Raw genomic sequence first — 12316 nt, forward strand, 5'->3', positions numbered from 1 at the left:
TTGCGAACAATCCAGCCTTCGGAGAAACTAAGCCGACCGAAGCGGTGCCTGTCAGGTCTTTGCATATGAATTTCGCAGAACTGCGCCACAATCGTTATCTGAGAGTTTTTTTCGTTCCCTTCCGCATGCGTGCCGTTGTGCGCGGCAGCGAAATCGGCCTCGTCATCGCCGGTGTCGTGATCGGCATCATTTCCGGTTTGGCCGTTGCCGCCATTGGTGGCATATCGCAGTGGATGCATCAGGCGCTTTTTGCGCTCGAACCCGGTGAAAAGCTGAGTTCTGCGGCACAGCTCTATCCAAGCGCCTTTATCGCCCCGCTGGCTGGCGGTATTCTCATGGGGGTCGTCATCTGGGTTCTGGCGCGATGGCGCAAGCGTCCGATCGTCGATCCCATCGAAGCCAATGCGTTGCATGGCGGACGCCTGTCGTTGACCGACAGTTTTATCCTCGTCGGGCAGAACCTGATTTCCAACGGCTTTGGCGCTTCGGTCGGGCTGGAAGCCGCCTATACACAGCTGGCAAGCGGCTTCGCCTCGCGCATCGGGCGCGCGCTCAAGCTGCGTCGGGCTGATTTGCGCACGCTGGTCGGTTGCGGCGCTGCGGCGGCCATTGCCAGCGCGTTCAACGCCCCCCTCACCGGCGCGTTTTATGCGTTCGAACTGATCATCGGCGTTTACTCCATCGCCACGCTGGCCCCGGTCGTCGTTGCGGCGATTGTCGGCACATTGGTGACGCAAGCCATTGGCGGCGCGCCTTTCCTGATCGATATCGGCCATATCGACGCCATCACGCCACGCGATTACGTGCCCGCTTTGCTGCTCGGCTTCGTCTCTGCGGGCATTGCCATTCTGATCATGCGCGGCGTGACCTTCGTCGAAACAATCACCCGACGCAGCTTTCTGCCCAATGTTCTCACCCCCGCCATCGGTGGCGCGATCGTCGGGCTGATCGCCTTCTTCTCGCCGCAGGTTCTGGCATCCGGCCACGGCGCGCTGCATCTCGACCTCAATGCGAATATCACCATCTCGGCGCTATTGCTGCTGATCCTGACAAAGTCGCTGGCGTCCGCAATCTCCATCGGCTCCGGCTTTCGCGGCGGCCTGTTCTTTGCATCACTGTTTCTGGGTGCTTTGACCGGCAAGCTTTTCGCAGCCGTGGCAGGCGTGGTGCTGCCCGCCAGCCTGACGCTTGCGCCGGAAGTCTATGCCGTGATCGGCATGTCCTCGCTTGCCGTCGCGATTGTCGGCGGCCCTATGACGATGACCTTTCTGGCGCTGGAACTGACCGGCGACTTTCCGATTTCCATGCTGGTGCTTGGAGCCGTTGTGTCTTCCTCGCTGATGGTCCGCAAGACCTTCGGCTACTCCTTCGCCACCTGGCGCTTCCATCTGCGCGGCGAAGCCATCCGCTCGGCACATGATATCGGCTGGATACGCAATCTGACCGTCAGCCGCATGATGCGTCACGATGTGCGCACCGTGCTGATCGACACGGATATTGAAACCTTCCGCCATGATTTCCCGCTGGGCTCCACCCAGCGCGTTATCGCGGTGGATGCGCAAGGCCGCTATGTCGGCATGATCCCGGTACCGGAAGTCTATGCCGATAGTTTCGACAGTTCGGAAAACCACAGCATCAGCGAGCTTTTGAAGTATCAGGATGAATTCCTGTTGCCACAGATGAACGCCAAGGAAGCTGTCGTGCGGTTTGACCGTTCCGAAAGCGAAGCGCTTGCCGTGGTCAACAATGCGCAGGAACGCAAAGTCATGGGGCTGTTGAGTGAAGCCCATACGCTGCGCCGCTATAGTGAAGAGCTGGACCGCAGACGACGCGAAGTCTCTGGCGAGGTTTGACGCTGGGGCGATAAAGTTGTAGCTGAATTCCCGATGCGTTCCTGCGAGTGTGAATGCGTCCCCCTCCCAAGAAGAAGGCTACCCACATGGCGGCTCCGTCCCTCATCATTTTCGATTGCGATGGCGTTTTGGTGGATTCCGAAATCATCGCTGCGGAAGTTGAATCCGTGCTTCTGACCGAAGCTGGTTTTCCGATTTCCGCCGACGAACTGGCCGAACGTTTCGCCGGTCTCACCTGGCAGGATATTCTGCTCACGGTCGAGCGCGAGGCAGGCATAGCGCTTTCCGCATCGCTGATCGACAAATCGGAGAGCATTCTCGACGAGCGCCTCAAAAATGAGGTGCAGGCTGTCGACGATATCGTGGAAGTGGTTTCAGCGCTGAAGCTGCCAAAGTGCATCTGCTCCAACTCGACCAGCGCACGGCTGGAAATGATGCTGAAGCGCGTCGAGCTTTATGACCTTTTCGCGCCCAACATTTTTTCGGCCAAGGAAGTCGGCACCAAGAAGACCAAGCCTGCCCCGGATGTGTTCCTCTATGCCGCCAAGCATTTCGGCGTGGATCCGCGCAATGTGATCGTGATTGAGGATTCCGTGCACGGCATTCAGGGCGCGCGAGCTGCCGGTATGCGTGTCATCGGCTTTACGGGCGGAGCACATACCTATCCCGGCCATGCCGACCGGCTGACCGACGCAGGCGCCGAGACGGTGATTCACCGCCACAAGGACCTGCCCAGCGTGATCGAAGCCCTTTCGATCTGGACCGACGCCTGACGCACAGGTGCCGACAAGACCGCCCGGTCTGATCTGATTATCGCGATAGCCCGAGCATCCGGGCTATCGACCCCACTGCCTCAGGCGGCAGAGCGCTTGTTGCGCCCCTTCGGCGGCGCGTTGAGGATGGCGAGCAGCTCTTCGGCTTCCTGCTCGTCAAGACCGATCAGCAGCCGGGTCCCCATGATGACGGGTTCACCCGTGGACGTATCGAAGATCGCCCAGGTGTCCGTCGGTTCGAGAATACGTTCAAATTTCTGTTTCATGGGTGCAGACTAGCGCAGACTCGTTGCTTTTCGTTTGAACTTCGCTATCCAATTTAATTCGAATTTTAGCTAAAGTGCGTTACGCTTTTAGGATGTTCACAGAATGCGATTAAATACTTGATTTCACGTATGTCTTAATTTCACTGAGCTGAACCCAGAATTCGACCAATGGATTGAATTTTCTGCAAAATCAGCCCTCTCCGTTGATCAGAATGCCATTCTCGGCGCTTTCCTCATGCAACTACCAACGCGTCCGTTTCCTCATCTTCGTAAAAGCGCTATTATACCTGCTCGTTGAAACCGAAGATTTTGTCGGATCACCTTGGATCGAAAAAACGACTCGCGGTCAGAATAATATGTCGATAAAGTCATTTTTTATCGACATATTATTCTGACCTGTCGACGCTATCGACATATTAAACATCCTGCGTCGGCAAAATGAGGATTGATCGACATGAGATTCCGCCCAGACAACCCATATAATGATCTACCATCCCTGCCGCCGCGCGAGGACATTGAGACAAAGGCTGTTCTGAAGGCATGCATCGCAGCAAGAGCGTCTCTTGCCGAGCTCCGCGTCTCGGGACAACTTATCCCCAACCAATCGGTCCTCATCAATTCGATTCCTCTGCTTGAAGCGCAGGCAAGCTCCGAAATCGAAAACATCGTCACCACGACAGATCGGCTGTTCCGCTTCGCAAACGAGTCAGGAGATCAAGCCGACCCCGCAACAAAAGAGGCGTTGCGTTATCGCACGGCTCTCAGCGAAGGGTTTCAGTCGCTTAGGGATCGCCCGGTATCAACGTCCACGGCTATCGCAGTTTGTCGCAGGATCAAAGGCGTGGATCTCGACATTCGCTCGACGCCAGGCACAGCTCTGATGAACGAGGCCACCGGCACTGTCATCTATTCGCCGCCTGAAGGACAGGAATTGCTTCGGAGCAAGCTTGCCAACTGGGAGCGCTATATTCATGAGGCTGACGAAATTGACCCACTCGTGCGTCTGGCCGTCATGCACTACCAGTTTGAGGCCATACATCCATTTATTGACGGTAACGGCCGCACGGGCCGCATCCTCAACCTACTCTATCTGGTTGACAAAGGGCTGCTCGACATTCCCGTCCTTTACCTCAGCAGATATATCATTGACAACAAAAGCGACTATTACAACCGGCTCCTAGCCGTCACCACTGAAGAGGCATGGGAGCCTTGGATTCTCTACATGCTCGAAGCTGTTCGTGACACGGCTGAGTGGTCAACAGCGCGTATTCACGCTATTCGTGATTTGCTGGATCAGTCCGCCCAAAGAATTCGCCGAGATCTCCCGAAACTCTACTCACGAGAATTGGCTGAAGTCATCTTCGTTAACCCGTACTGCCGCATCAGGGATCTTGTTCAGGCTGGCATAGCAAAACGTCAATCTGCCTCCACCTATCTGAAGGCCCTCACCGACCACGGCTTGCTTCAGGAGATCAAAGCGGGACGCGAGAACCTCTACGTCAACCCTGCCCTTTTGGCCCTTCTGCGTGACCGGCCCTCTGTTCAGGTCGACCGATGAACCAAGCCCCCGAATGATCGGTTAGGCGTGTGTCTGGACGGAAACTGCAAAACCACTGTGTGGAAAGGTCCTACCCACCTCATTCGGCCACGAGCGCAATTCTCACATGGTAAAAGCCAGACTACCCTGAATATGCAGTGGCGCAGCGATCGCATTACTGTTCTTTAACACAAACAATCTTGAAAAGACCTTCACGCGTTAGAACAAAACCGTAAAGACGGCCTGGAAAACGGCTGCGCCGATTCGAGGAGAAACTTGATATTAATCCAAGTCGTGGGCCCACAAAATGATGTTCTGCTCATCCAACCAAGGACATATATTTATCTTTTAATTAGTGAATGTGGATGTATTTATTCTACTAACCCATTTTAAATATTAATCTTTCAAAAAATGCACGAGATTTCTCCCGTGCATTCGAGCTTTCATTCGCGCATCGCCCTGTCAGGCGCCGCGAAAATCACTTGGCATTCGGGCCTTCATCAAAGCCGACGAAAATCTGGATATTCTGCCTGTCCGGCATCGGCAGCGAAATTCCCTTGTCGTTGAAGACAAACTGGGTTGCGGTATCGCTGTTGGTGATCGTGACAGTCTGCTTGTGCAGCTTGGAATAGACAACCTGATCACCCTGACGTACGGCCACGCGGACCGGCATGGTGATGGTGCCGCTCTTATATTGCGGGCCCGGAACAACCTTGCCTGCGGCAGCCACATCGATGGTGATCGTGCCATCGCCATACTGGCATGCACGCGTCACATCGGTCAGCGAAGCCTGATAGATGACCTGCGCCGGATCCTTGTCGCCGCCCTTGGCATAGGTGCTGAAGAACGCAGTCCCGTCACGCAGCGTCACCGTCGGGCAATAAGCGCGAAGTTCGGATGCCTTGACCCGCGGCTGATCCGCAGATGCGGTTGCCCCCGGCTTGTCGCCGCCGCTGGTCGTGCAGCCAGCGAGTGCCGTGAGCAAAACCGTTGCAAAGACTGGAAACAACGATGAACGATTCTGTGATGCTTTCTGCATAGATCGGGCTTCCCTGCACTAATCTGTTTGTTTGAGAGCGCCGCCATTTCATTGAAATCGCCAGACCACCCCAATTTGTTCCGCCGCCACATTTTCCCAACAGCAAAGCCGCTGCGCGCTTTTGCTGGAAATGCAAACTCTTCCTCTGTCGCATTATCCAACGCAAAACCGCTTCGCACTTTTGCTGGAAATGCTCTATACCACTGCGCACAAAACAGTGCGCGATGACGTTTTCCCGTTTTTTGCCGCGAAGAGCAACCCCATCCCCTCCGGGATGTTTTAATTTCTTGCGGCTTTTTTATGGACGCCCTATTGCATTTGCACAGCTTTGAAACGCATCCCAATAAGATGCGCGTCGAATGAGACTTGCGCAGCCGATCTGAAATGAAGGCCTGACGAAATGAAATATGTAAGCACCCGCGGCGAAGCCCCGGTCCTGGATTTCAGCGATGCATTGCTCGCCGGACTAGCCCGCGATGGCGGCCTCTATCTGCCACAGGAATATCCGCAATTTTCTCCGGAACAAATCCGCAGCCTGCGCGGAAAATCCTATGTCGATATCGCGCTTGCCGTGCTGACGCCTTTCACCGGCGGCGAAATTCCGCAAGCCGATTTCGAGCGCATGGTGCGCGAGGCCTATGGCAGCTTCCGGCATGACGCCGTCTGCCCGCTGGTCCAGACCGGCGCAAATGAATTCGTTCTCGAACTCTTCCACGGCCCGACGCTCGCCTTCAAGGACGTCGCCATGCAGCTTCTGGCGCGCATGATGGATTATGTTCTGGCCAGCCGTGGCGAACGCGCGACCATTGTCGGCGCGACGTCCGGCGATACCGGCGGCGCGGCAATCGAAGCCTTTGGCGGTCGCGACAACACTGATATCTTCATCCTGTTCCCGAATGGCCGCGTCTCGCCGGTGCAGCAGCGCCAGATGACGTCGTCGGGCTTTGCCAATGTTCATGCACTGTCCATCGAAGGTAATTTCGACGATTGCCAGAACCTCGTGAAAGGCATGTTCAACGACCTCGCCTTCCGCGATGCGCTGTCACTTTCGGGCGTCAATTCGATCAACTGGGCGCGGATCATGCCGCAGGTGGTCTATTACTTTACCGCCGCCTTGAGCCTCGGCGCTCCTGATCGCGCGGTTTCTTTCACCGTTCCGACCGGCAATTTCGGCGATATTTTCGCAGGCTATGTGGCCAAGCGCATGGGCCTGCCCATCGAGCGCCTGATCGTCGCCACCAACGACAACGATATTCTTTCGCGCACGCTCGACACCGGCGCTTATGAAATGCGCGGCGTGGCCCAGACCACCTCGCCGTCAATGGATATCCAGATTTCGTCCAACTTCGAACGTCTGCTGTTCGAAACCCATGGCCGCGATGCTGACGCAGTGCGCGGCCTCATGCAGAGCCTGAAGCAGTCCGGCGGCTTCACCATTTCCGAGAAGCCGCTTTCGGCCATCCGGGCCGAATTTTCGGCTGGACGCTCGACGGTTGCGGAAACGGCGGAGACCATCAAGTCGGTTCTGGCCGATAACGGCTATCTTCTCGATCCGCATTCCGCCATCGGCGTGAAAGTGGCTCGCGAAAATGTGTCCGGCGCTGCTCCGATGGTGGCGCTCGCCACCGCGCATCCGGCCAAATTCCCCGACGCCGTAAAGGCTGCATGCGGTGTCGAACCGCAGCTTCCCGCATGGTTGTCGGATTTGATGCAACGAAAAGAAAGCTTCACAGTTCTTCACAACGACCTGAAAATCGTGGAAGAATATGTAAGCCGCCATTCCAGAGCTCACGCCTGAGGCTCCGGAAAGGAAATTTGAGCCCGGCCCCGAATGATGAAACCTGTTTTCGGGATCGGGCCCAGGAAAATCAGAGCGGGGAATGCAGGGAGCAGTTCGCTTATGGGTGTTGAAGTAACGCGTCTTCCCAACGGGTTGACGATAGCCACCGATACCATGTCACATGTGGAAAGCGTGGCGCTGGGAATCTGGGTTAAAGCTGGCGCGAGAAACGAAGCCGCCGACCGGCACGGTATAGCCCACCTCCTCGAACATATGGCCTTCAAGGGAACGGAAAACCGCTCCGCCTGGCAAATTGCATCGGATATCGAAGACGTCGGTGGCGAGATCAATGCCGCCACAAGCGTCGAGACCACATCCTATTATGCCCGCGTAATGCGCGATGACATGCCGCTCGCCATCGATATTCTCTCCGATATCCTGACCGCATCAAAATTCGACGAAGACGAACTTGAGCGCGAGAAGCAGGTGATCATGCAGGAGATCGGCGCGGCGCACGACACGCCGGACGATATCGTCTTCGATCGTTTCACCGAGACCGCCTATCGTCACCAGCCCATCGGCCGCGCCATTCTCGGAGAGCCGGACACGGTGATGTCCTTTTCCTCTGCCGACCTGCGCCAATACATGGACGAGCAGTACAGCGCCGACCGCATGGTCGTGACGGCTGCCGGCGGCGTGGACCACGATGCTTTCGTCAAGGAAGTTGAAAAGCGTCTCGGCGGCTTCCGCGCTCACAACACGGCGCCGACCCTCGACCTTGCAACCTATGTCGGCGGCGATTTCCGCGAAAACCGCGAATTGATGGATGCGCAGGTGCTGATCGGCTTTGAAGGCCGCGCCTATCATGTGCGCGACTTCTATGCCTCGCAACTCCTGTCCATGGTGCTGGGCGGCGGCATGTCCTCGCGTCTTTTCCAGGAAGTGCGCGAAAAGCGCGGCCTGTGTTACTCGGTCTATGCGTTCCACTGGGGCTTTTCGGATACGGGCCTGTTCGGCATCCATGCCGCCACGGGTCGCGACGAACTGGTCGAACTGGTTCCGGTCATCATTGACGAGCTGCACAAGGCAGCGGACTCGATCAGCATCGAGGAAGTCAACCGCGCCCGCGCACAATATCGCGCCAGCCTTCTCATGTCGCAGGAAAGTGCAGCCAGCCGCGCAGGCCAGCTTGCCCGCCAGTTCCTGCTCTATGGCCGCCCGGTCGACAATAATGAGCTGATGGAACGTCTTTCCCTGATCACGCCAGAACGTCTGACGGATCTCGCAGGTCGCCTGTTCCTCGACAACAAGCCGACCATCGCAGGCGTCGGTCCGGTTGGCCGCCTGATGAGCTTTGACGATCTGTCCGATGCGCTTTCGACCAATGCGCATAAGAGGAAGATAGCTGTTTAAGATAAGGCAATAGGGCAGTAGGGGAGTAGGACAGTATGTTTAGCTCGGTGAATGCCTTCATCTTTCCCTATTGCCTTACTACCTTACTGCCTTATTGCCCTATCCTGTCATGATCGGCCTTTCGTTCCGGCGCAATAATCCGACTATTTTGCGTGGACCGCGCATTTATCTGCGCGAGCCCATGATGGGCGATTTTGCGGGCTGGTCGAATTTGCGTGAGCAAAGCCGGGCCTTTCTGTCTCCATGGGAGCCGACCTGGCCCGACGACGATCTGACGAAAAGCGCCTTCCGCTACCGGATGCGGCGTTTTCAGGAAGAAATTTCTGCCGGAACCGGCTACCCTTTCTTCATTTTCCGCAACAGCGACAACCGCATTCTCGGCGGTATCACGCTAGGCAATATCCGCCGCGGAGTAGGACAGAACGGCATGATCGGCTATTGGAGCGGCGCTCCTTTCGCGGGCAAAGGCTATATGACCGAGGCACTGTCTCTGGTTATCCCCTTTGCATTCGACCAACTGCGGTTGCACCGGGTTGAAGCTGCCTGTATTCCCCATAATGTACGTTCGGTCCGGCTTCTCGAAAAAGCCGGATTTCAGAGAGAAGGACTGTTGCGCTCCTATCTCAAGATAAATGGCTTCTGGCAGGACCACCTGCTGTTTGCCCTCATAGAAAGCGACAAACGTATGTTGGATAGCCGCATGATCAATGGCAAGGTTGAACGCTCGTGAGGGGTCTTTCTGAAAAGCTATTCCAGAACGCCGCGCGTTTTCTCGCGCTGATCGTCCTTCTGGCCTTTTCGACCGTCCATGCGTCTGCCGTCGAACCGATCAAGATTTCTAAGGACGACACCGCCCTTGATCTGTCGCGCGCCGTTGAACTGTTGCGCAACAAGGGTGAAAGCGTTCAGGTTTCCACCGCGCCCGGCCCCGATGGCATTGTGCGCCGCATCGAAGTGCAGGCCGACCAGAACAGCAATGCATCCGGCGACTGGGCCGCTTTCTCCATCGCCAATCCAACCGATCAGCAGATCGACCGCCTGATCGTCGCGCCGCATTTCCGTCTCGTCGGATCCGGCATCATCTGGCCGGATCTCGGCTCGCCGCGTATTGCGTCGATCACCCCCAGCGAAGGCTTTGCGCTCGACCGCCAGCCAAGCGCCGACGCGGATGTGTTCCGCATCACGATCAATCCAGGCAGCGTCGTTACCTTCGTTGCCGAGCTTTCCTCGCATAATCTGCCACAGCTCTACCTGTGGGAGCCGGAAGCCTACAAGGACACCGTCAATTCTTACACACTCTATCGTGGCATCCTGCTTGGCATTTCGGGCCTGCTGGCGTTGTTCCTGACCATTCTTTTCGTCGTCAAGGGCACCTCGTTGTTCCCCGCCACGGCGGCGCTGGCCTGGGCGGTTCTCGCCTATATCTGCGTCGATTTCGGCTTCTGGAACAAGCTGATGGAAATCACGCCCGGAAATGAACAGATATGGCGCGCAGGTACAGAGGTGGCGCTGGCCGCCTCGCTGGTGATTTTCCTATTCGCCTATCTCAACCTCAACCGCTGGCACGACCATTTCAGCTATGGCGCGGTGACATGGGTTCTGGGCCTGCTGGCGCTTGCTGGTGTTGCGGTTTTTGATCCGCCCATCGCTTCGGGCATTGCCCGTATTTCGCTCGCACTCACCGTCGTTTCCGGTGTCGCAATCATCGGCTATCTCGCGGTGAAGGGATATGACCGGGCGGTCATGCTGATACCCGCCTGGCTTCTCACATTGATATGGCTGCTCGGCGCATGGATGGCCGTCACCGGTCGCCTCGACAATGACATTGTCCAGCCGGCACTTGGCGGTGGTCTTGTCCTTATCGTGCTTCTGATCGGTTTTACCGTCATGCAGCACGCCTTTGCAGGCGGCGCGCTCCAGCAAGGATTGCTGTCCGACATGGAACGGCAGGCGCTCGCCGTCATCGGCGCGGGCGACATCGTCTGGGACTGGGATGTGCCACGCGACCGCGTGGTCACGACGCCGGACATCGCCAACCAGCTCGGCAATACGGCAAGCAGTTTGCAGGGTCCGGTGCGCAACTGGCTGCCAGTCATGCATTCCGACGACCGCGACCGTTTCCGCTCGACGCTCGACGCCATTCTGGAAAACCGTCGCGGACGCATCGGCCAGATCTTCCGCCTGCGCGCCAATGACGGCCATTACCACTGGTACGCGCTGCGTGCCCGTCCGGTGATCGGTTCGGATGGCGAAGTCGTGCGTTGCGTCGGCACGCTGGTCAACGTTACAGAACAGAAGAAAGCCGAAGAGCGTCTGCTGCACGATGCCGTGCACGACAATCTTACAGGCCTGCCCAACCGCGAGCTTTTCCTCGACCGCCTGAGCAATGTGATGAACATGGCGCGCGGCGAGAGCAATCTGCATCCGACCGTGTTCATGATCGATATCGACCGTTTCAAGCAGGTCAATGACAGTCTGGGCATGTCGGCAGGCGATACGATCCTTCTCACCATTTCGCGCCGTCTGGCCCGCCTGATGAAGCCGCAGGACACGCTGTCGCGCCTGTCTTCCGACCAGTTCGGCCTGCTGCTTGCCTCCGAAAGCGATCCGGGCCGCATCGCAGCCTTTGCGGAAGCGCTGCGTCAGGCCACCCGCGCGCCGATTGCCTATGCCAAGCGCGAGATCGTCCTGACTGCCTCTGTCGGCCTCATCACCTGGACGAAAACCGCCACCACAGCGGAGGATTTCGTGAAGGATGCGGAACTGGCCATGTATCAGGCCAAGCGCTTTGGCGGCGACCGGATTGAGCCGTTCCGCCCGGCTTTCCGCGCCATCGGCAGCGACAAGCTGCAGCTTGAATCCGATCTGCGCCGCGCACTTGAACGCGATGAAATCAGCATGGCCTACCAGCCGATCGTCAAGCTCGACGAAGGCACCATCGCCGGTTTCGAAGCGCTGATGCGCTGGGAACATCCGCGCCGTGGCGCAATCTCTCCGTCGGAATTCATTCCGATTGCCGAGAATTCCGGCCTGATCGTGCAGCTTGGCCTTTTTGCCATCCAGCGCGCTGCCGAAGACCTGTTCGCCTGGCAGGAACAGTTCCCGAAACTCGACCTGTTCGTCTCGGTCAACCTGTCTTCCACGCAACTGATCCGGCAAGACCTCATCAACGATGTCCGCTCTGTGCTGTCGCGCATTCACCTCAATCCGGGCAGCCTGAAGCTGGAACTGACCGAATCCGTCCTCATGGAAAATCCAGAGCAGTCAGCCCATGTGCTGGCCCGCCTCAAAACCATGGGGATCGGCCTCTCGCTGGATGACTTTGGCACCGGCTATTCGTCGCTCGCCTATCTGACACGCTTCCCGTTCGACATCATCAAGATCGACCGCTCCTTCGTGAAGGGCGACCAGCCGCAGAAGACCACCCTGCTGCGTTCCATCGTCAGCATGGCGCATGATCTGGGTCTGGCGGTCGTGACAGAAGGAGTGGAGAGCGAAAGCGACGCCCTCCAGCTTCGCCAGATGGGCTGCGAATATGTGCAGAGCTTCATGTTCGGCCAGCCAACGAGCCGCGAAGATGCCACCCGTATGATCAAGGAACAGCTGGAAGCGGCAGCAGCGTGAAATAGGGGAATAGGGGAATAGGGGAATAGGG

At 57.3% G+C, this 12316-nt stretch carries 9 protein-coding genes; 7 read left to right on the forward strand and 2 right to left on the reverse strand.

Annotated features, from left to right (window positions below; all coding sequences use genetic code 11):
• Window positions 1–65: 65 nt before the first annotated feature.
• A complete protein-coding gene (locus tag FHW00_RS09905; protein WP_182514649.1) occupies window positions 66–1853 on the forward strand; it encodes a chloride channel protein in 1788 nt (595 codons plus the stop codon).
• Window positions 1854–1939: 86 nt separating this feature from the next.
• Entirely contained in the window at window positions 1940–2626 is a 687-nt protein-coding gene (locus FHW00_RS09910) for an HAD family hydrolase (protein WP_078338089.1), read from the forward strand.
• A gap of 80 nt (window positions 2627–2706) precedes the next feature.
• Here the strand turns inward: FHW00_RS09910 and FHW00_RS09915 are convergent, their stop codons facing one another.
• Entirely contained in the window at window positions 2707–2892 is a 186-nt protein-coding gene (locus FHW00_RS09915) for a hypothetical protein (protein ID WP_078338088.1), read from the reverse strand.
• A 454-nt stretch (window positions 2893–3346) separates the two neighbouring features.
• On the opposite strand from FHW00_RS09915, the gene fic reads away from it, so the two are divergent.
• The gene (fic, locus tag FHW00_RS09920; protein ID WP_078338087.1) at window positions 3347–4450 is read left to right on the forward strand and encodes a protein adenylyltransferase Fic; all 1104 of its coding nucleotides are present in this window, start codon (window positions 3347–3349) and stop codon (window positions 4448–4450) included.
• A gap of 457 nt (window positions 4451–4907) precedes the next feature.
• Here the strand turns inward: fic and FHW00_RS09925 are convergent, their stop codons facing one another.
• The gene (locus tag FHW00_RS09925) at window positions 4908–5468 is read right to left on the reverse strand and encodes a hypothetical protein (RefSeq protein ID WP_078338086.1); all 561 of its coding nucleotides are present in this window, start codon (window positions 5466–5468) and stop codon (window positions 4908–4910) included.
• 400 nt (window positions 5469–5868) lie between these two features.
• Between FHW00_RS09925 and thrC the strand changes: the two genes are divergently transcribed.
• From thrC to FHW00_RS09945, 4 genes are all read left to right on the forward strand, one after another.
• Entirely contained in the window at window positions 5869–7266 is a 1398-nt protein-coding gene (thrC, locus tag FHW00_RS09930) for a threonine synthase (RefSeq protein ID WP_078338085.1), read from the forward strand.
• Between the two features lie 102 nt (window positions 7267–7368).
• Entirely contained in the window at window positions 7369–8661 is a 1293-nt protein-coding gene (locus FHW00_RS09935; protein WP_078338084.1) for a M16 family metallopeptidase, read from the forward strand.
• A gap of 109 nt (window positions 8662–8770) precedes the next feature.
• On the forward strand, window positions 8771–9391 hold the full coding sequence (locus tag FHW00_RS09940; RefSeq protein WP_078338083.1) for a GNAT family N-acetyltransferase: 621 nt from the start codon (window positions 8771–8773) through the stop codon (window positions 9389–9391).
• A complete protein-coding gene (locus FHW00_RS09945) occupies window positions 9388–12285 on the forward strand; it encodes a sensor domain-containing phosphodiesterase (RefSeq protein ID WP_078338082.1) in 2898 nt (965 codons plus the stop codon). Before FHW00_RS09940 ends, FHW00_RS09945 begins: the two co-directional genes overlap by 4 nt.
• Window positions 12286–12316 lie beyond the last annotated feature (31 nt).

The organism is Ochrobactrum sp. P6BSIII (genome assembly GCF_014138065.1).
Taxonomy (GTDB): domain Bacteria; phylum Pseudomonadota; class Alphaproteobacteria; order Rhizobiales; family Rhizobiaceae; genus Brucella.